The following is an 18,518-nucleotide window of genomic DNA, read 5'->3' as shown; positions in this document are numbered from 1 at the left end:
GATGGCGAAGGTTCTGGTCCTCTACTATTCGTCCTGGGGCCATGTGGAGCAGATGGCCAACGCCGTTGCGGATGGTGCCCGCGAGGCGGGCGCCGAGGTCAGCGTGAAGCGCGTACCGGAATTGGTGCCTGACGAGGTCGCCAAGCAGTTCCACTACAAGCTCGATCAACAGGCCCCCATCGCCACGGTCGACGAATTGGCCGACTACGATGCGATCATCTTCGGTACGCCGACGCGCTTCGGCAACATGGCCGCGCAGATGAAGCAGTTCCTGGATCAGACCGGTGGTCTCTGGGCGCAGGGTAACCTCATCGGCAAGGTCGGCTCGGTTTTTACCTCCACCGCTTCCCAGCATGGCGGACAGGAGACGACGCTGACGAGCTTCCATACCGTGCTCTTGCATCACGGAATGGTCATCGTCGGGCTACCCTACGCTTTCGCCGGTCAGACTGGTGTGGAGCAGGTCAAGGGCGGCACGCCCTATGGCGCATCGACAATTGCCGATGGCGATGGGAGCCGACAGCCGAATGCGGTCGAACTCGACGGCGCCCGCTATCAGGGCAGGCATGTCGCCAGCATCGCCGCAAAAATCGCCGGCTGACTGCCCTAAGAATCGCGAAGGCCCTCGCTGCTTCAGCGAGGGCCTTCGCGATGCCTACATACCTGAGCCCAAGAAAAAAGACCCGGATTACTCCGAGCCTTGAAAGGGAGAAGGTCATTGGGGGCTGAACTGGCCTTCTGGATCGATAAACGCGGACGATGTGGAAGGGTTCCGCATCATTTCGAAAAAAATCTAGCGTGGCGACGCAGCACGACGCAGCCGGTCGTTGATGGCCTCGCCGAGCCCCTCTTCCAGGATTGGGACGACGGCGATGGTCTCGACACCCGCCTCGTCCAGGCGACGTAACGCAGAAAACAAACGAGCGGCCGCCACCTGCAAATCGCCCGTCTCGCTCAGGTTCAGGTGTGCTCTGGCCGCTCTCGTTCCCGGCGGATCGATAGGGCCGAAAAGCAGCACCGCCTCATCGGGCTCGACACGCGACGCATCCAATCGCACGGCGGCACGGGGCGCGTAATGCGAAGCGAGCAGGCCTGGACCGATCGGCGCCTCACCCGAATGAGCCATGGATTCCAAACCGAAACCAAGGATTGCTTCTGCGGCCGCGCGCGTCACGCCTCCGGGCCGCAGCAGGCGAGCCCGACCGTCGAGGCAAGCGATGACGGTCGATTCGACGCCGACCGACGTGTGGCCACCATTGAGAATGGCGGTGATACGACCATCGAGATCGGCGAGAACATGTTCGGCACAGGTCGGGCTCACACGACCCGAGCGATTGGCGGACGGTGCAGCCACCGGCCGCCCGACTTGTTCGAGCAGGGACAATGCGACGGGGTCCGCGGGTACGCGCAGGGCGACACTCGGGAGGCCCGCGCGGGCCAAATCGCTGACGGTCCCACTGGCCGCCGCAGGGACGACGAGGGTGAGCGGACCGGGCCAGAACGCCTCGGCAAGACGTAGGGCGATCTCGTCGAACACGCCTTCGCGACGCGCGGCGTCGAGGTCGGGCACGTGCGCGATCAACGGATTGAAGCTTGGCCGCTCCTTCGCCAGATAAATCCGCGCTACGGCATCGGGATCGGAGGCATCGGCACCGAGCCCGTAGACCGTCTCTGTAGGAAAGGCGACGAGCTTGCCCTGGCGCAGAAGGCTCGCGGCCAGTTCGATCCCGGCAGCGTCGACTTCGAGCCTCAGCGTCAGCGTCTGACCGAGACTTGACCCGAGATCGTTCATATCTAAACTATCTCCTGTCCGACCGATGCCGGGCGTGATGCCGTATCCTCGCAAGCGACTGCCTATCCCTGCGATCCTGTCTTGCCTATGCCTGTCGGCGGACAGCACGACAGGCCCTATCGCCGGGCTGGCGCGCGCGTCAAATACGGAGGAAGCGTCGCTCGAGACGACGCGGGAGATGCGGCCATGACCTATCGCACGCCAGTTGCCGAGATCAGCTTCGCCCTGCGCCATGTCGCGGGGCTTGAGGCCGCCATTGCATCGGGACTCCATGGTGACCTGACGATCGAGGATGCGGACGCGATCCTGCAGGAGGCCGGCCGGGTGGCGGATGCCGTGATCGCTCCGCTCAACCCCGTCGGAGACCGCCAGGGCGCCCGTCTTGCGGATGGCGCAGTGACCACCTCGCCGGGATGGCGCGAGGCCTATCGCACCTGGACGGAAGGCGGCTGGAACGGCCTCAGCGCGGAGGCCGAGTACGGCGGACAGGGCCTGCCGCTGCTCCTCAATGCCGCCTGCAGCGAGATGTGGAATGCCGGCAGCATCGCTTTCGCGCTGTGCCCGCTCCTCACCGCGGGCGGGATCGAAGCGCTGTCGAAGCACGGCTCCGATGAACTGAAGGCGCGCTACCTCGAGAAACTCGTCACCGGCGAGTGGACCGCCACGATGAACCTCACGGAGCCGCAGGCAGGGTCGGACCTCTCGCTCCTGCGCAGCCGAGCCGAGGCGGCCGACGATGGCAGTTACCGGATCGTCGGGTCCAAGATCTACATCACCTATGGCGAGCACGACATGGCGGACAACATCGTCCACCTCGTCCTCGCCCGATTGAAGGATGCCCCGGCCGGAACGCGCGGAATCTCGCTGTTCCTGGTGCCGAAGATCCTTCCCGACGGCAGTCACAACGACCTGCGCTGTTCGGGGCTGGAGCACAAGCTCGGCATTCACGGCTCGCCGACCTGCTCCATGGCCTTCGGTGACCGGGGCGGCGCGACGGGCTGGCTGATCGGCGAGGAGAACCGGGGTCTCGCCTGCATGTTCACGATGATGAACTCGGCCCGCCTCAATGTCGGGCTTCAGGGCGTGGGCGTGGCCGAGCGCTCCTACCAGCAGGCGCTCGCTTATGCTCGGGACCGACGCCAAGGCAAGGCTTCGGGCTCGTCGGAGCCTATCAGCCCCATCGTCGAACATGCCGACGTCCAGCGCATGTTGCTGACGATGAAGGCCTACACAGCGGCCGCTCGCGGCATCTGTTACCTCACGGCGGAGGCACTCGACGCGGCGCGGGGACCTGATGGCAGGGCCGCGCACGACAGGGCCTCACTGCTGACGCCTGTCGCCAAGGCCTTCTCTACCGACATCGCCAACGAGGTGACCTCTCTTGGAGTGCAGGTCCATGGCGGCATGGGCTTCGTGGAGGAGACGGGTGCGGCGCAGTACATGCGCGATGCGCGCATCCTCGCCATCTATGAGGGCACCAACGGCATCCAGGCCATCGACCTCGTGGCGCGCAAGCTGCCGTTGAACGGCGGGGCGACCGTTCGGGCACAACTCGCCTCGATGCGACGCGTCGCGGAAACGGTCCAGAAGGATGCAAGCCCGGCCTTCGGCCATCTCGGGCCCCGTCTGCGAGCCGGAATCGAAAGCCTCGACCGGGCGACGAGCTTCCTCCTCAAGGCTCTGGCCTCGAACCGACCGGACGAGGCCCAGGCCGGAGCGACGCCGTATCTTCGCCTGTTCGGGCTCGCGCAAGGAGCGACATGCCTCGCCCGCGCGGCGCTGGCCTCGAACGCTGCGATCAAGGTGGGGGAGACCGACCCGGCCCATCCTGCCCGTATCGCCCTGGCGCGGTTCTTCGCCGAAAACCTGCTCACGGCTGCGAGCGGCCTCGAACAGAGCGTCGTCGATGGCGGCGGGTTCACCCAGGATGCGATGCTGGCCCTGGCGGGCTGAAACCTCCCCGTGGATCGGACGGAAAAGGGGGCGGCGGCGGATGAGGAGACGAATGTGAGCGAGCACATCGCGATTTACGACACGCAAGATGGCGTCCGCCTCATCAGCATCGACCGGCCGGCAAAGAAGAACGCGCTCACCGGAGCCATGTACGATGCCATGCGTGGAGCGCTGGAGCAGGCCGACGCCTCCGACGCCGTCGGCGCGGTGGTCTTCGCCGGCCTGCCAGGTGCGTTCAGCGCCGGCAACGACCTCGCTGATTTCGTCGAGGGCTCACGGAGGCCCTTCGCTGAGGCTCCCGCCCTTCGCTTCATCCGCCAGCTCGCGCGCACCAAGACACCGATGGTGGCAGCGGTGGATGGGATCGCGGTTGGGATCGGCACGACGCTGACGCTGCATTGCGACCTCGTCTATGCGAGCCCGGCCGCGCGCTTCCGGATGCCTTTCGTAGAACTCGGCCTCGTGCCCGAAGCGGCTTCGTCCTACCTGTTGCCACGCCGCGTCGGACTCCTGAAGGCCACTGAACTGCTGCTGCTTTCCCAAGCCTTCGATGCTGACGAAGCCCTGAGGCTCGGGCTCGTCAACGCGATCGCGCCGAGCGACCTGTTGCTCGACCACGCCTTGGCCCAAGCTGGACGCCTCGCCGCACTTCCGCCCGGTGCGGTCGCCGCGACGCGTCGCCTGATCCGCGGCGATCAGGCCGAGGTCGAGGCCGCTCTGGAGGCCGAGGCCGAGGCATTCGAAGCGCGGCTGCGTGCGCCTGAGGCACAGGCGGCGTTCGCGCGATTCCTCGGCAAGGCGAAAGCCACATGAGTGGGCGCGCGCCGAAGCCCGATCTGAGCAGGATGATCTGCCTCGTCGCCGGCGCATCGCGCGGCGTGGGGCGCGGTATTGCGCGTGGGTTGGGCGAGGCCGGCGCCACGGTCATCGTCACCGCTCGGTCGAGCGAGACCGGGCCGCGCACGGAGGGTAGGGCGGAAACCATCGAGGACACGGCCCGTGCGGTCGACGCCGCAGGCGGCCATGGACACCATTTCATCTGCGACCATACCAGCGAGCGGGCCGTAGATGGCCTCGTCCATTGGGCCCTGCGTCGCTTCGGGCGGATCGACGTGGCCATCTCCAGCGTCTGGGGCGGTAACGAGGGCTTCGACGGCGAGCGCTACGCCGACGGGGCGGAATGGGGCACACCATTCTGGCGCCGTTCCGCCGAACCGCTCTCGAGTTTCTTCGAGAGTGGCCCCTATCCCGCCCTGCTCCTCGCGCGGGCCGTCGCACCGGCCATGGTCTCGGCAAAACGCGGCCTCATCGCCTTCGTCTCGTTCGACACGGAATCCGGTTATCTCGGCGACGTGTTCTACGATCTCGCAAAAGCCAACACCAACCGCCTCGCTTATGTCTGCGCCCAGGAGCTCGCACCCTACGGCGTCACGGCGCTCGGGCTGTCGCCCGGCTTCGTGAGCACCGAGAGGGCGCGGGACAACGGCCATGCCGACCGGGCGACGGAGAGCCCTCTCTATGCCGGCAGGGCGCTCGCGGCCCTGGCCGCCGATCCGGACGTTCATGTTCGCACCGGCCGTATCCTGCACGCGGGCGACCTTGCGGCCGAGTACGGTTTCACCGATGCCGACGGCACGATGCCAGCGCGATTTCACCTCGGATCCTGAGGAAACAGCCATGACGGATACGAATTCCCTGAAGGGGAAGACCTTGTTCATCACCGGCGCCTCTCGCGGCATCGGCCTCGCCATCGGCCTGCGGGCCGCCCGAGATGGCGCCAATATCGTCATCGCCGCCAAGACCGACACGCCGCACCCCAAGCTCGAAGGCACGATTCACACGGCCGCCGCCGCCATCGAGGCAGCGGGAGGCCGAGCCCTCCCGCTCCTGGTGGATGTCCGCGACGAGGACAGCGTCGCATCGGCCATCGCTCGCACGGCGGAGACGTTCGGCGGCATCGACATCGTGGTGAACAATGCCAGCGCGATCTCGCTCACCCGCACGCCGCAGACGGAGATGAAGCGTTTCGATCTGATGCACCAGATCAATACCCGCGGCACCTACATGGTCTCGAAATACGCGATCCCGCATCTGGTCAAAGCCGAGAACCCGCACATCCTGATGCTGTCGCCGCCCCTCGACATGGCGGAGAAATGGTTCGCGCCGCATCTCGCCTACACCATGGCGAAGTTCGGCATGTCGCTCTGTGTTCTGGGGCTGGCAGGCGAATTGCGCAGGCAAGGCGTCGCGGTCAACGCCCTGTGGCCACGCACGACCATCGCCACGGCGGCCGTCCGCAACCTGCTCGGCGGCGATGCGCTGATGCAGGCGAGCCGCACGCCGGAGATCATCGCCGATGCGGCCCATGCCCTGTTTCTGAAACCGTCCCGCGAGATCACCGGCCAATTCCTCATCGACGACAGCTTTCTCGCGGAGCAGGGTGTCACGGACTTCACACAATACCGCGTCACACCCGGCATACCCCTTGCGCCGGACTTCTTCGTGCCGGATGCGAACACACCGCCTTCCGGGGCCTTCGCCTGAGACGTAAAGCGTGATCTTCATCCATCAGCCGATCGCCGGCCCCGGGCACACCCTGCTCGACCGCCGCCCCCTCGAACTGCAGGACGCCATCCCCGACGAGACGGTCTGGCTCGATATGATCCGACCGACCCGGGAGGAGGACCTCAAGGTCGAGGCCTTCATGGGCATCTCGGTGCCGACCCGCGAGGAAATGAAGGACATCGAGCCCTCCGAGCTCCTCTATGTCGAGGACGGCGCGCGCTACATGACCGGGCGGGTGCTGAGCAAGGTGAGTGAGGCGGAGGAGCCGGGGCTCGCCGGCATCACCTTCATCCTGCGCGGCAATCGGCTCGTGACGGTGCGCTACGAGGAGCCGCAGGCCTTCCGCATGTATACCCAGCGGGCAGGACGCTCGACGGGCAACGGCCCCTCGGCCGCGCCTTCGGGCGAGACCATCCTCGCCGGGCTGATCGAGACCGTGATCGACCGCGCGGCCGACGTGCTCCAGCTCCAGGGCGAGCGGATCGACCGGCTCTCGGGCAAGATCTTCGAGGAGAAGGCGGACCCCTCGGCCCGCAACACCGCTCTCCAGGACACGCTCCGCGCGCTCGGCCGCCACGGCGACCTGATCTCGAAGCAGCGCGAGAGCCTGGTCTCGATGGAACGCATCCTGCTCTCGCTCTCGGCGACCTATCGCACCGCCAAGGCCCCGCGGGAGTTGCGCGAGGACGTGCGCTCCACCCTGCGAGATCTGCAATCGCTGGAGGAGCACGCGACCTTCCTGTCCTCGAAGATCCAGTTCCTGCTCGACGCGACGCTCGGCCTCGTGAACCTGGAACAGAACAACATCATCAAACTGTTCTCGGTCATGGCGGTGGTGTTCATGCCGCCGACACTCATCGCCTCGATCTACGGCATGAACTTCAAGGCGATGCCGGAACTCGACTGGAATTTCGGTTATCCCATGGCCGTGGTGATGATGGTCGTCGCCGCCGTGCTGCCATATGTGTTCTTCCGCTGGAAAAAGTGGCTGTAGCGATCATTGCCCTCGAGACGTCCCGACGTGGAGTTGGGGCAGGATCGTACGGCTGGAGAGGATGGCGATAGTCGAGCGATGTGCGGACGCTTCCTCATCCAACAGGACCCGAATGTCTTCCGGTCGTTCTATGGGTATCCCGAGCAACCGAACTTCCCGGCGCGCTACAACGTGGCGCCGACGCAGCCGGTGCCGATCGTCATAGCGGAACGTGGACAGCGCCATTTTCGGTTGGTGCGATGGGGCTTCCTGCCGGGCTGGCTGAAGGACCCGAAGGGCTTCCCGCTCATCATCAATGCGCGGGTCGAGACGGTGCAGGAGAAGGCAACCTTCCGCGGGGCGATCCGACATCGCCGCTGCGTCTTCCTTGCGGACGCTTTCTACGAATGGCGCCGCGAAGGGACGGGCCGCGCCGCCACGCGCACGCCCTACATGATCCGCCGGGCGGATGGAGCGCCGATGGCGCTGGCCGGATTATGGGAAAGCTGGCTCGGTGCCGATGGGTCCGAGATCGATACCGCAGCCATCGTTACCACGGGCGCCAACGGCACCATGGCGGCGATCCACGACCGGATGCCGGCGATCCTGCCGCCAGAGGCCATCGAACCCTGGCTCGACCACGTCGCTACGGAGCCGAAAGACGCGGTCTCTCTGTGTCGGCCGTGCCCGGATGAATGGCTGACGCTCGACGTGGTGAGCGCGAGAGTGAACGACGCCCGCCACGATGGCCCCGACCTCGCCGTGCCCGTAGATCGTGCCGTACCAGAAAGGGTCTCCGAGACCCCGCCCGAGCAGCGCCCGCTATCGAGCGACGAGGATGCCCAGGGAATCCTGTTCTGATTGAAGCCCGATGGCTTTCAGGTCCGGGGCCGGGAGGCGGCGCGTTCGTCGACCCCTCGACGGAAGTCGCTGTAAGCGTCCTTCAGGGCCCAACCAGCGGTCAGCAGCGAGAAGACGGCGACGGAAGTGACGATGGCTGCGGAAACCAGCAGCTTGGCGGTGAAGACGTCCACGACGAAAGGTCCTGAATGGGGTTGAGAGTTCGCTCCACCCAAGATGGCGACGAAGAGCCTCGCCGGCCATGGGATTCCGAGCGCGGCTGCCATGACGTCGGAAAGCCCCGCTGGGTGCCGCAGCGCACTGCAACAGCCGAATGGGCGCCTCGATGCGGTGTGCCGACGCCCAGACCTATCTCAGCGAGGGCCGACGTTTGACCACGTCCTTCCGGAACACACCCACCATCTCGAGATGGCTCGAATACTTGAACTGATCGATGGGGAAGACTCGTTCGAGCCGGTAGCCGCCCGCGATCAGGGTTGCCGCATCCCGCGCGAAAGAGCCGATGTCGCAGGCGACACCGATGACGAGCGGCACCTTCGATTCAGCGATGCGCTTGGCCTGGGCCTGGGCTCCGGCGCGCGGCGGATCGAACACCACGGCATCGTAGGTATCGAGTTCGATCGGCAGGAGCGGTCGGCGGAAAAGATCGCGCGTCTCGCTCGTCACCCTGCGCAGGCCCTGGGTCGCGCGAAATGCGCGGTCGAGGCTGGCAATGGCGGCGGCCTCGCCCTCCACCGCATGGACGTCACGCGTGCGGGCCATGGCGAGAGTGAAAGGACCGGCTCCGGAGAACAGGTCGACGACCCGCTTCACGCGCTTGTCCAGGGCGGAGACCACGATCTCGGCGAGCATCGCCTCGCCCGCTTCCGTCGCCTGCAGGAACCCGCCGGGCGGCGGCACGACGCGGGCGTCGCCGGTGGTGATCGCCGGCGCTCGGCGCTCCACAACGATGTCGCCGTGGAGGGACAAGCGCGCGAGGTCGAGTTCGCCCGCAAGCCGAACCAGCGTGGCGCGCAGACCTTCACTCACCGGGCCATGTCCGCGCAGGTCCACGTCGAGCCCGGCTTCGGTGGCGGTGAAGGCGACGTCGAGTGGTTTGCGACCGTGGCCGAGGGGAGCGCTCAGCGCACGCGCCACGGCCGGCGCCCTATGGAGAGGCTCGACGGTGATAGGACAATGATCGATCGCCACGAGATCGTGGCTACGCGCAGCCATCAGGCCGGCGACGCCCTTGCCATCGATCTCGCGGACATGGAGCGTCAGCCGGCGGCGGCCGGTTCCATGCGCATCGCGCGCCGGCTCGCAGGGGACCTCGATCCCGGCCTGGGCCAGCCCTTGCGCGAGGTTGCCCCGCTTCCAAGCCGAGTAAGGCTCGGGCGCGAGATGCTGGACCGCGCAGCCACCGCAGGTTCCGAAATAGGTGCAAAAGGGAGCGATCCGGTCCGCGGACGGTGTCTCCACAGCCACGAGGGACGTCCGTGAGCCGTCGGTGCGGATCGAAACCCGCTCGCCGGGCAGCGCATAGGGGACGATGGTGCCGTCCAGTGCCATGCCGTCGCCGCGCTGACCGAGCCGAACGATCTCGACGGTGCGAAGGTTTGAATGTTCGGTCATGCTGACTTCCGTCATGGACGCACCATAGAGCGTGCCCCGATGAGGAACTCGCGATTACCGTCGCCGCCGGCGACAGGAGAGGGGATGACACCGAGGATGGTGAGACCGAGATCGGCGACGAGGTTCGTCACCTCTTCGCAGACCGCTTGGTGGACGGCCTCATCGCGCACGATACCGCCGCGCCCGACCCGGTCACGCCCCGCCTCGAACTGAGGCTTGATCAATGCTGCCAGGGCGGCACCCGGCGCCATCAGCGGCACGATTGCGGGCAGGACAAGGCGAAGGGCGATAAAGCTGACATCGATCGCGACAAGGGACGGCGCACGAGGAATCATCGCGGTGTCGAGACCGCGCACGTCCTGGCCCTCGAGGCTCGACACACGCCTGTCCCGGCGCAGCGACGGGTGCAGCTGATCCCTGCCTACATCGACGGCGTAGACGTGCTCGGCTCCGCCTTTCAGCAACACGTCGGTGAAGCCGCCGGTGGAGGCACCGACATCGAGGCAGACGAGCCCAGTGGGATCGAAGCCGAACGCGGTGAGGGCCGCTTCCAGTTTCAGCCCACCGCGCGAGACGAAGGGATGGGGAGCGCTCGCTACGATGCGAGCTCGACGGTCGAGCCTGTCCGAGGCGCGGCTCACCGGGCGATCGTCGGCAGTGACGAGGCCCGCCTCAATCGCCGCCTGGGCCCTCGCTCGACTCTCGAAATGGCCGCCCTCGACCAGGAGCCGATCGGCCCTTACCCGGTCCGCCGTCATCGAAACCTTATCATCCCGCGTCTATGATCCTGAACCATGGATCGAGCGCCGGCTGAGTCCGGCCACATCGTTCCAGCTACGGGATTTCTCCGGTTTGTCCATCCGGGCGGCGGCATGGCGCGCTTGCGTGGCCAGCCAAGCCCATGGATGATCCTCACCCGGTCCCCGGGCGTTGGCGCTTACGATACTGGACCAGAAACAGGACGCGTGATGGGTACCCCGAAGGAAGTCGAGTTGAAGCTGGATTGTGGGGCCCCGGAACTCGCCGAACTGGCGCGCCACCCGCTTCTCGACGTCGCGGAACCGACCGAGGCTGAGTTCCTCTCGGCCACCTATTACGATACGGCCGACCGGGCGCTACACCGCCAGGGCATGACCCTGCGGGTGAGGCGGCACGGCGAGCGCCATGTCCAGACCGTGAAGGTCGCCTCTTCGGCAGCCGGCCTGTTCGACCGTTCCGAATGGGAATGGGCCGTGGACGGTCCGCTTCCGGACCTGTCGCTCCTCGACGACACGCCGATCCCGGACGTGCTCGGCAGCGCATCCTCACCCGATCTCGCAGCCGTTGTCACGACCGTCATCGAGCGCACCACCCGCGCCGTCACTTACGGGGTCTCGCGCATTTCAGCGACCCTCGATCAAGGTCGAGTGGAGACGCCGGTTGGAGACGTCCCCCTGTGGGAGCTCGAACTCGAATTGATCGAGGGCATTCCCGCCGACCTGTTTTCTCTCGCACAGAGCTTGGCCGAGACCGTGCCGCTCCGCCTCGGCGTGCTGGCGAAGAGCGAGCGCGGCTTCAGGATCCTCAACGAGACCCTACGACGGCCGAGCAAGGCCGGCTCCGTCAAGCTGGATCAGGATAGTTCGGCGACCGTTGCTTTCCGTGCCATCGCCATTGCCTGCCTCACCCACCTGCGGCTCAACGAGGACGTCTTCCTCAAGACTCGCGATCCGGAAGGTCTGCACCAGATCCGTGTCGCCCTGCGCCGGCTGCGCTCGGCCTTCACCCTGTTCAAGCCGATCCTCGCCAGCGATCCGGCTGCGACGCATCTGCGCGAAGAGATCAAGCGCGTCACCGAGCCGTTCGGGCAGGCTCGCAACCTCGATGTCTTCCTGAGCGAGACCCTTCCCGAGGAGATGGCCAAGAGGCCGGACGAGGCGGGGCTCGACGACCTCCGCATCCGGCTCGAGGCCGAGCGGGAAATCGCCTACGACGCGGTGTTCAGCATTCTGGAATCGCAATCCTGGCGCAGCCTCATCCTCGACCTGTCCGCCTGGATCGAGACCGGGCCTTGGCGCAACGAGGAGACTCGGAGCACGATCTCAGCCCGCGACTATGCCGAGGAAATCCTCGACAAGTCCCGCCGCCGCATCCGCAGACGCGGCCGACACCTTCACCGCGTCGATGCGGAGGAGCGCCACCAGGTACGCATCGAGGCCAAGAAGCTGCGCTACGGCGCCGAATTCTTCGCCTCGCTCTATGCCGGGAAGAAAGCTCAAAAGCGTCATAAGGCTTTCGTCGCCGCGCTGTCGGATCTGCAGGACCATCTCGGCGCGCTCAACGACATCGCCACCGCGCATTCCGTCATCGCGAGCCTGATCGCGACCGGACCGACTGCGAATAGCGAAGGAGAGGCCGGGACGATGTTCGCCGCCGGCCTCACCGCCGCTGACGGCGAGGCCCGCACGAATGACCTGCTCCGGTCGGCGGAGCAAGCACACGAGGCGCTGCTCGACGTGAAGCCGTTCTGGCGATGAACTGACGCGTCAGTCGCCGCGCACGCTCAAGGCATAGAGCGTGATCGCAGCGGCGTTCGACACATTGATACTGCGGATCTCGCCGCTGAACGGAATCCGCGCGAGCACGTCGCAATTGTCCCGCGTGCGCTGGCGCAGGCCCTTGCCCTCGGCACCCAGCACGATCACCGCCGGCCTTTTCGGGCCTACGGCATCCAGGGTGGTCTCGCCCTCGGAATCGAGGCCTATGCGGGTGAAGCCGCGCTTGCCGAGGTCGATCAGCGCGTCGGACAGGTTGCGTACGATCACGAGGGGAACGTGTTCGAGCCCGCCGGACGCCGATTTCGCCAGCACACCGGTGGCCGTGGGCGAATGCCGCGCCGTGGTGATGATGCCGGCGACGCCGAATGCTGCGGCGGTTCGGACGATGGCACCGACGTTGTGCGGATCGGTGATCTGGTCGAGTGCCAGAAGCAGTGCATCGTCCGGAAGCTCATCGAGTTCGGGGCCGGGCAGGGGATCGGCCTCGAGGTAGAGCCCCTGATGAACGGCATCCGGCCCGAGCAGGGCGTTGATCGCGTTGGGACGCACCATTTCGGCGTCGATCCTGAGCGGGCCGAGTTCCTCGGTCAGACGCGCCAGAGCGTTCTCGGTGGCGAGAAGTCGATGCAGGCCACGCCCCTCATTCGCCAGCGCCTGCGACACCGGGTGCCATCCATAGAGCACCACGTGATCACCGCTGACCCCACGCGGTCCGGAGGACGGCGGCCCATGGCGAAACCGGTCACGGGAGCCACCGGGTCGGCTCGTGCGAGGCCCACCCGGCCCATCGCGTCGCGTATTCATGGTGTTATCCACTGTCTCGGGGCAGGGCCTGAACGCCATGCCGATGCTGAGCAGCGACAAAGCGACCGCCATGCCGTTCGTCAAGCGCGAAACACGGCGAAACGCCGGTTGCCCTACCGGGGGAAGCCGCCTATAGAACCCTCGCTCACGAGCAAGCGCCCTTCGTCTAGCGGTCCAGGACGTCGCCCTTTCACGGCGAAAACACGGGTTCGATTCCCGTAGGGCGCGCCAACTGCTTCCCAGTAGCTGGCGCGGCTAAATACTCCGACATTTTTGTAATTTCGCTCCGCGCTCGTCGAATAAGCGAGCGTGAGCGGTGTCTCGTCGGCCATGACTGGGCATCGGGCGGAGCAGCGTCTGATCCTTCCGCCAGATGAATCCCGTCAGCCCTCGCGACGCCGGAGCCCTAGCGAGGAAAGTCCATATTGGCATTGGGCTTTCGAATGGTTGACGACGAGGAGATGAGGAAGGCTCACGCGCCTATCCGCCTTGCCGCTGGGAAATCCTCGTTTCGCCGACTGAAGCCGACCGAGCGACCTACGTCTTGATTTTCATGGGATGCTTGACGGCCGACGACCACACGTTCGGCTAGGCTGAAAGCAGCTTGGCTATCGAGTGCTCGGATAGACGCTTGGAAGCGATCGAGGATGCGGCGGTTCTGGCCTTCGTCATCGACGTATAAGCCGAAATCTGCCGGGGCGGCACGGTTGGCGATGGCGAGACCGTTCATCGAAGAGCTGCGCAAACGGGCCGCTGAGCCCGGACAATGATCGGTGGAACGCGATCAGGTCGTCATCGTATGATGTCCGCCGCCTGGGCGAAGGCGGCCGCAACCTCGGCTCGATCCTGCCGCCTTCAATTCATGGTGGCGTATCGGGTCACGGGATCGCCTGGACGTCGATGGAAAGCGGCTTCGCGGGTGAGCGAAGCGGGCGCCGATCCAGGAGAAGAAACGAGCCCAGACGCCACAGCACGTCACAGCCCCTTAAGGTCGTCTCCGTCTGAGGGCCATTCCGGATCATGGCGATGACGAAAGGCGCAGGACGAGCCAAGCTTCCCTCAACGCGCCGCAAGCACCTCCCGCACCTTGGTCCAGCGCATCCCCGGGTAGCGGTCGTTGTCGAGCGGCGTGAGCTTGCCATCGCCGCTATACATATCGCGCATGTACTGCATGCCTTGCCACGGCGGGAACACGTCGCCCTTTCCCGGCGCCACCAATCGGGTGAGTTTGATCATCCCCTCAAGCAGACCGATGCCGCCCACCCGGAAGGTCTTGAAAGGCCGGCCGGCGACATCGCCGGCAGATGCAGCCAAGCCACGAGGTGAGGTCGTCTCCCCGGCGATCCGCAGTATCCGGGGCGTGGTCGGGTCCATCGCGACGGCCGCGGTGTAGGCGGCCGTATCGTCCATCGTCGTGAAATCGACGGGCTGGTCGGCGTCGCCCCAATGAATGACCCGCCGAGGCCCGAACAGAATGAACGGCGCCTGCCCGGTCAGCATGTCCATGAAGGCGCCGTTGAGGATTGAGGTCGCCTGGATCGGCGAACCGTCCAGCCGCTCCTTGAACGCCCGCCGCAGGTCCATGTTGCGGTTCGATCCCGGCGGCGTCCGCGTGAAGTCCAACGAAAAATCCGAGGGGATGAAGCGCGGCACACCGGCAGCCACCGCCGCATTGAGGACCACCGACTGTGTGCCGAGGATCGTGTCCTGGAGCCCGTTGAGGGCAGAGACCACGCAATCGACGCCCACGCATGCCGCGGTGACCTGCGCCGCATCGTCGAGGTCGACGTCGAGGATATCGACGCCCAACGCCTTCAACGGCTCTGTCCGGACTGCAGTGGTTCCCTGCCGCACCACGGCCCTTACGCGGGCGCCGCGCTTTCGCAGCTCTCGTGCGATCCGGAGACCCAGGCTGCCGGTTGCGCCCGCGAGGAGGATCTGATCGAGACCTGAGACGGGAATGGTCACGTCCTGGACTTCCCGCCCTTCTTGCCGAGCTCGGCCTGTGCCGCCGAGGACGTACGCGGGTTGTCCTTACCTTCCTTGGCCGCTTTGGCGTTCGCCTTTTTCGCCGTCGCGCTGCCCTTGCCCTTGGTCTCTGTCATTGCGCCGCTCCCTATCGTCCAACGGCAATGGACGCGACCAATCTCTGTTCCGAAGTGGCGTTCGCGACACGGGATATGCCTCATCCATGCGGCGGCGGCCCAAGACTTCGGCGGGCTCTCACCTCCGAGGGGAAAGCGGGACCAGCTGCCTCCCGGATCGAAGGAATCCGGCAACCAAGATTAAGCGTGTGCCGGGGAGCACGTGGCGGCGCGCGGGAGGTTGATCGATGCGCCCCATGGAGCGCCGCCGGTGATACTGCCTCGTTCATTCCGGATGCCGGATCGACCCCGTGTCGACGGTCAACCGACACCGAAATGAGCGCATGTTCCACCTGATCTTCGGACTGCCCAGCCTGTACGTCATTTCCCGGGTGGTGTGGCCACTGCCTTGGCCGTTCGCGCTGAAGGCCGGTGTCGCGATCCTCCTGCTGATCGCCTCGCAGTATCACCTGTGGAGCCGCCTCTCGTCCGGTTCGGTCTTCGCCCCGGAATTCCCGCGCTCGCTGATCGTGCTGTTCAACTGGGCCTTCGGTGCCATCTTCCTCGTGGCAGCGATGCAGTTGGCCCTCGACGTCGTGGCCTTGGCGAGCAAACTGATGCCCGGAGGCGGTTGGGCGATCCCCGCCGGGTGGCGCTACGCCGAGGCGGCCCTGGCCATGATCCTGTCGGCAGTGGCAGTGCAGCAGGCCGTGCGGGTACCGCCGCTCAAGGACGTTACCGTCGAGATCGAGAACCTCCCCGCCGGGTTCGACGGCTACACCCTTCTGCAGCTGACGGACCTGCATCTCAGCCGTCTGTTCCCGGCAGGGTGGGCGAGGCAGGTCGTGGAGCGGTCCACTGCGCTTGGCGTCGACCTCATCGTTGTGACCGGCGACCTGATCGACGGGTCCCTCGCCGCCCGTCGCGCCGACGTCGAACCGCTTCGTGAACTTTGCGCGCCTGACGGGGTCTGGGTGATCCCCGGCAACCACGAGTATTTCTTCGAATACGCGGCATGGATGCGCCACTATGCAGACCTTGGCATGAGCGTGCTCGAAAACCGGCATACGGTCCTGCGACGCGGTGAGGATGCCGTGGTGCTGGCCGGCGTGACCGACCTGTCTGCCTCGCATTCGGGCCAGCCGGCCCACGACCTCGATGCGGCCCTGATGGGAGCGCCGGCGGGCGCCACCATCATCCTTCTCGACCATCAGCCGAGGGACGCGGGGAGGGCGGCCGCGAGGGGCGTGGCCCTGCAGCTCTCCGGGCATACGCACGGCGGGATGATCTGGGGTCTCGACCGGCTGGTGGCCCGGGCGAACAACGGCTTCGTCTCGGGCGCCTACGCAGTCGGCCCCATGACTCTCTACGTCAACAACGGCACGGGGCTGTGGCCGGGCTTCGCCCTCAGGCTCGGGCCTTCGTCAGAGCTGACGCGCATCACGCTCCGGGCCAAGCCCCGATCCTAGCCGACCGGCACGAGGTCCTTTCGCGGCTGTCGCCGGTGCCGAACTCCGTAACGGCGATGACCCGTCGGACGGCCGCCTTCTCCATGGCGGGCACGAGAACGTTCGTCGCGTCTGAGAACAGAGTGACGGGACCGGACGGGTCCTCCATCACTCGAACTTTCCCCGGCGACATGATCAGCCCCCGCCACCGGGCTTCACCGGCGGCTCCGGCGAAAACCTCTGGGAACACCGTCTGCCCGGTCCTGTTGGGTCGGCAATCATCCCGGAGACATGCCATGACGACCGATCCCCTGCACAAGTACCCGCGGCCTCCCTTCGAGGCCCAGCCCCAGGGATTTCCCGGCACGACCGGCAAGATGGCGCCCGAGCCCGATCATGGCGAGGAAAGTTACAAGGGCGCTGGCAAGCTCTCCGGCAAAGCCGCCCTGATCACCGGGGGCGATAGCGGCATCGGACGCGCCGTCGCCATCGCCTTCGCCCGAGAGGGCGCCGACGTTGCCATCTCCTATCTCCCGGAAGAACAGGCCGACGCGGAGGCGGTCCGAGGCTGGATCGAGAAAGCCGGACGGCGGGCACTCCTCCTACCGGGCGATCTCAAGGATGCGGCCTACGGGCGCGAGATCGTGGCGCGCACCGCCGAGGCATTCGGCGGCCTCGATCTCCTCGTCAACAACGGCGCCTTCCAGCATCCGAACGAAGGGCTGGACGGCATCGAGGACCGTGTGTTCGAGGACCATTTCCGCACCAACGTCTTCGGCCCGTTCTACGTGACGAAGGCGGCGCTCGCCCACATGAAGCCCGGCGCTTCGGTGATCTTCACCTCTTCGGTGAACTCCAAGCACCCGATGCCGTCTCTGCTCGCCTACAGCGCCACCAAGGGTGCCTTGAGCAACATGGTGCTGGGCCTCGCCCAGTTGCTCGCCGAGAAGGGCATCCGCGTAAACGGCGTGCTGCCGGGGCCGATCTGGACGCCCTTCATCCCGGCCGGCATGGATCAGGACTCGGTGAAGTCGTTCGGATCGAAGGTGCCGTTCGGACGCCCGGGCCAGCCGGCGGAGCTCGCCTCGGCCTATGTGATGCTGGCGTCGGACGACAGCAGTTACACCTCCGGTGCCTTGATCACCGTCGCGGGCGGGATGCCCGTATTCTGATCGATACCGTATCGCGCTTACCCATCCTTACGATGGTTCGGAAATGACCGAGGAGGCCGCGAAGACAATCCGCGGCCTCCTCGAAAATTGCTCAGGTGTCTTGAAGCGCTTCCGCCCGTACCGGCAGCTTCCAGTTCGGCCGGACGAAGTGGCATGTGTACCCGTCAGGCCGGCGCTCCAGATAATCCTGATGCTCCGGTTCGGCCTCCCAGAACGGACCGACCGGTGCCACCTCGGTGACCACCTTCCCAGGCCAAAGTCCGGAGGCGTCGACATCCGCGATGGTGTCCTCGGCGACGCGGCGCTGATCGTCATCGCCATAATAGATCGCCGAGCGGTAGCCCAGGCCACGATCGTTGCCCTGCCGGTTCAACGTCGTCGGATCATGGATCTGGAAGAAGAACTCCAGCATCCGACGGAAATTCGTCCGCGCCGGATCGAAGGTGATCTCGATCGCCTCGGCGTGAGTGCCATGATTGCGGTAGGTCGCGTTCGGCACATCGCCGCCGGTATACCCAACCCGCGTCGTCACCACGCCCTCCTGGCGTCGGATCAGGTCCTGCATCCCCCAGAAGCACCCTCCGGCCAGCACTGCCCTTTCGTCGCTCATCGTTCGGTCCTCACATGATGTGTCGAGTTCAAGGTGGTCGGCTACCTCCGTTTAGACCAGTGCGACCGCTTTCCCGTGTCCCGCGCAATGCGCATCGGGGCCACT

At 66.0% G+C, this 18,518-nt stretch carries 19 protein-coding genes and 1 tRNA gene; 11 read left to right on the top strand and 9 right to left on the bottom strand.

Annotated features, from left to right (window positions below):
- The first annotated feature begins 1 nt into the window (after position 1).
- Positions 2-601, top strand: a complete 600-nt coding sequence (wrbA, locus tag A3OK_RS0110595) for an NAD(P)H:quinone oxidoreductase (protein WP_026597123.1) — start codon at positions 2-4, stop codon at positions 599-601.
- Positions 602-793: 192 nt separating this feature from the next.
- On the opposite strand, the gene A3OK_RS0110590 is transcribed toward wrbA, so the two are convergent.
- Complete coding sequence (locus A3OK_RS0110590) at positions 794-1,792, bottom strand: L-threonylcarbamoyladenylate synthase (protein ID WP_019904838.1); 999 nt, start codon at positions 1,790-1,792, stop codon at positions 794-796.
- A gap of 186 nt (positions 1,793-1,978) precedes the next feature.
- Between A3OK_RS0110590 and A3OK_RS0110585 the strand changes: the two genes are divergently transcribed.
- The 6 genes from A3OK_RS0110585 to A3OK_RS0110560 all read left to right on the top strand — a co-directional run bounded on the left by A3OK_RS0110585 (position 1,979) and on the right by A3OK_RS0110560 (position 8,144).
- Entirely contained in the window at positions 1,979-3,745 is a 1,767-nt protein-coding gene (locus tag A3OK_RS0110585) for an acyl-CoA dehydrogenase (RefSeq protein WP_019904837.1), read from the top strand.
- A gap of 54 nt (positions 3,746-3,799) precedes the next feature.
- Positions 3,800-4,558 carry an enoyl-CoA hydratase-related protein gene (locus A3OK_RS0110580; protein WP_026597122.1) on the top strand — a complete coding sequence of 253 codons (759 nt, stop codon included), beginning with the start codon at positions 3,800-3,802 and terminating at the stop codon, positions 4,556-4,558.
- Positions 4,555-5,412: an SDR family NAD(P)-dependent oxidoreductase gene (locus A3OK_RS0110575; protein WP_019904835.1), complete on the top strand. Its 858-nt coding sequence runs from the start codon at positions 4,555-4,557 to the stop codon at positions 5,410-5,412. The genes A3OK_RS0110580 and A3OK_RS0110575 overlap by 4 nt, the downstream gene beginning before the upstream one ends.
- Before the next feature lie 10 nt (positions 5,413-5,422).
- Positions 5,423-6,289, top strand: coding sequence for an NAD(P)-dependent oxidoreductase (locus tag A3OK_RS0110570; RefSeq protein WP_019904834.1), 867 nt, complete (start codon positions 5,423-5,425; stop codon positions 6,287-6,289).
- 10 nt (positions 6,290-6,299) lie between these two features.
- Positions 6,300-7,304, top strand: coding sequence for a magnesium transporter CorA family protein (locus A3OK_RS0110565; protein ID WP_019904833.1), 1,005 nt, complete (start codon positions 6,300-6,302; stop codon positions 7,302-7,304).
- Positions 7,305-7,382: 78 nt separating this feature from the next.
- Positions 7,383-8,144, top strand: coding sequence for an SOS response-associated peptidase (locus tag A3OK_RS0110560; protein WP_019904832.1), 762 nt, complete (start codon positions 7,383-7,385; stop codon positions 8,142-8,144).
- 17 nt (positions 8,145-8,161) lie between these two features.
- On the opposite strand, the gene A3OK_RS24300 is transcribed toward A3OK_RS0110560, so the two are convergent.
- The 3 genes from A3OK_RS24300 to A3OK_RS0110545 all read right to left on the bottom strand — a co-directional run bounded on the left by A3OK_RS24300 (position 8,162) and on the right by A3OK_RS0110545 (position 10,516).
- Positions 8,162-8,317, bottom strand: a complete 156-nt coding sequence (locus A3OK_RS24300) for a hypothetical protein (RefSeq protein WP_019904831.1) — start codon at positions 8,315-8,317, stop codon at positions 8,162-8,164.
- A 175-nt stretch (positions 8,318-8,492) separates the two neighbouring features.
- A complete protein-coding gene (locus A3OK_RS0110550; protein WP_019904830.1) occupies positions 8,493-9,758 on the bottom strand; it encodes a methyltransferase in 1,266 nt (421 codons plus the stop codon).
- An 11-nt stretch (positions 9,759-9,769) separates the two neighbouring features.
- A complete protein-coding gene (locus A3OK_RS0110545) occupies positions 9,770-10,516 on the bottom strand; it encodes a TlyA family RNA methyltransferase (protein WP_019904829.1) in 747 nt (248 codons plus the stop codon).
- Positions 10,517-10,726: 210 nt separating this feature from the next.
- On the opposite strand from A3OK_RS0110545, the gene A3OK_RS0110540 reads away from it, so the two are divergent.
- Positions 10,727-12,274, top strand: a complete 1,548-nt coding sequence (locus A3OK_RS0110540) for a CHAD domain-containing protein (protein WP_019904828.1) — start codon at positions 10,727-10,729, stop codon at positions 12,272-12,274.
- 9 nt (positions 12,275-12,283) lie between these two features.
- On the opposite strand, the gene rlmB is transcribed toward A3OK_RS0110540, so the two are convergent.
- Positions 12,284-13,099 carry a 23S rRNA (guanosine(2251)-2'-O)-methyltransferase RlmB gene (gene rlmB, locus A3OK_RS0110535; protein ID WP_026597120.1) on the bottom strand — a complete coding sequence of 272 codons (816 nt, stop codon included), beginning with the start codon at positions 13,097-13,099 and terminating at the stop codon, positions 12,284-12,286.
- Between the two features lie 155 nt (positions 13,100-13,254).
- On the opposite strand from rlmB, the gene A3OK_RS0110530 reads away from it, so the two are divergent.
- Positions 13,255-13,330 (top strand) — tRNA-Glu (locus A3OK_RS0110530).
- A 241-nt stretch (positions 13,331-13,571) separates the two neighbouring features.
- Here A3OK_RS0110530 and A3OK_RS23970 read toward each other — a convergent pair.
- The 3 genes from A3OK_RS23970 to A3OK_RS24295 form a co-directional block, all read right to left on the bottom strand.
- Entirely contained in the window at positions 13,572-13,829 is a 258-nt protein-coding gene (locus A3OK_RS23970) for a hypothetical protein (protein WP_155911997.1), read from the bottom strand.
- 329 nt (positions 13,830-14,158) lie between these two features.
- The gene (locus A3OK_RS0110525; RefSeq protein ID WP_026597119.1) at positions 14,159-15,067 is read right to left on the bottom strand and encodes an NmrA family NAD(P)-binding protein; all 909 of its coding nucleotides are present in this window, start codon (positions 15,065-15,067) and stop codon (positions 14,159-14,161) included.
- On the bottom strand, positions 15,064-15,204 hold the full coding sequence (locus A3OK_RS24295; RefSeq protein WP_019904825.1) for a hypothetical protein: 141 nt from the start codon (positions 15,202-15,204) through the stop codon (positions 15,064-15,066). The genes A3OK_RS0110525 and A3OK_RS24295 overlap by 4 nt, the downstream gene beginning before the upstream one ends.
- A 323-nt stretch (positions 15,205-15,527) precedes the next feature.
- Between A3OK_RS24295 and A3OK_RS0110515 the strand changes: the two genes are divergently transcribed.
- Both A3OK_RS0110515 and A3OK_RS0110505 read left to right on the top strand, forming a co-directional pair.
- Positions 15,528-16,652, top strand: a complete 1,125-nt coding sequence (locus tag A3OK_RS0110515; protein ID WP_019904824.1) for a metallophosphoesterase — start codon at positions 15,528-15,530, stop codon at positions 16,650-16,652.
- A 275-nt stretch (positions 16,653-16,927) separates the two neighbouring features.
- Complete coding sequence (locus A3OK_RS0110505) at positions 16,928-17,803, top strand: SDR family oxidoreductase (protein WP_019904823.1); 876 nt, start codon at positions 16,928-16,930, stop codon at positions 17,801-17,803.
- Between the two features lie 91 nt (positions 17,804-17,894).
- Here A3OK_RS0110505 and msrA read toward each other — a convergent pair whose 3' ends face one another.
- Positions 17,895-18,413, bottom strand: coding sequence for a peptide-methionine (S)-S-oxide reductase MsrA (gene msrA / locus A3OK_RS0110500; RefSeq protein ID WP_026597118.1), 519 nt, complete (start codon positions 18,411-18,413; stop codon positions 17,895-17,897).
- Between the last annotated feature and the right edge of the window lie 105 nt (positions 18,414-18,518).

The sequence above is a fragment of the Methylobacterium sp. 77 genome, from assembly GCF_000372825.1.
Taxonomy (GTDB): domain Bacteria; phylum Pseudomonadota; class Alphaproteobacteria; order Rhizobiales; family Beijerinckiaceae; genus Methylobacterium.
The sequence above is the reverse complement of the archived record's forward strand: the minus strand, read 5'-3'. Positions and strand labels throughout refer to the sequence as shown.

Excerpts from the sequence above, each read along its gene's own strand:
- wrbA (WP_026597123.1), top strand. The coding sequence starts at position 2 with ATGGCGAAGGTTCTGGTCCTCTACTATTCGTCCTGGGGCCATGTGGAG.
- A3OK_RS0110590 (WP_019904838.1), bottom strand. The coding sequence starts at position 1,792 with ATGAACGATCTCGGGTCAAGTCTCGGTCAGACGCTGACGCTGAGGCTC.
- A3OK_RS0110585 (WP_019904837.1), top strand. The coding sequence starts at position 1,979 with ATGACCTATCGCACGCCAGTTGCCGAGATCAGCTTCGCCCTGCGCCAT.
- A3OK_RS0110575 (WP_019904835.1), top strand. The coding sequence starts at position 4,555 with ATGAGTGGGCGCGCGCCGAAGCCCGATCTGAGCAGGATGATCTGCCTC.
- A3OK_RS0110570 (WP_019904834.1), top strand. The coding sequence starts at position 5,423 with ATGACGGATACGAATTCCCTGAAGGGGAAGACCTTGTTCATCACCGGC.
- A3OK_RS0110560 (WP_019904832.1), top strand. The coding sequence starts at position 7,383 with ATGTGCGGACGCTTCCTCATCCAACAGGACCCGAATGTCTTCCGGTCG.
- A3OK_RS0110550 (WP_019904830.1), bottom strand. The coding sequence starts at position 9,758 with ATGACCGAACATTCAAACCTTCGCACCGTCGAGATCGTTCGGCTCGGT.
- A3OK_RS0110545 (WP_019904829.1), bottom strand. The coding sequence starts at position 10,516 with ATGACGGCGGACCGGGTAAGGGCCGATCGGCTCCTGGTCGAGGGCGGC.
- A3OK_RS0110540 (WP_019904828.1), top strand. The coding sequence starts at position 10,727 with ATGGGTACCCCGAAGGAAGTCGAGTTGAAGCTGGATTGTGGGGCCCCG.
- rlmB (WP_026597120.1), bottom strand. The coding sequence starts at position 13,099 with ATGAATACGCGACGCGATGGGCCGGGTGGGCCTCGCACGAGCCGACCC.
- A3OK_RS23970 (WP_155911997.1), bottom strand. The coding sequence starts at position 13,829 with ATGAACGGTCTCGCCATCGCCAACCGTGCCGCCCCGGCAGATTTCGGC.
- A3OK_RS24295 (WP_019904825.1), bottom strand. The coding sequence starts at position 15,204 with ATGACAGAGACCAAGGGCAAGGGCAGCGCGACGGCGAAAAAGGCGAAC.
- A3OK_RS0110515 (WP_019904824.1), top strand. The coding sequence starts at position 15,528 with ATGTTCCACCTGATCTTCGGACTGCCCAGCCTGTACGTCATTTCCCGG.
- A3OK_RS0110505 (WP_019904823.1), top strand. The coding sequence starts at position 16,928 with ATGACGACCGATCCCCTGCACAAGTACCCGCGGCCTCCCTTCGAGGCC.
- msrA (WP_026597118.1), bottom strand. The coding sequence starts at position 18,413 with ATGAGCGACGAAAGGGCAGTGCTGGCCGGAGGGTGCTTCTGGGGGATG.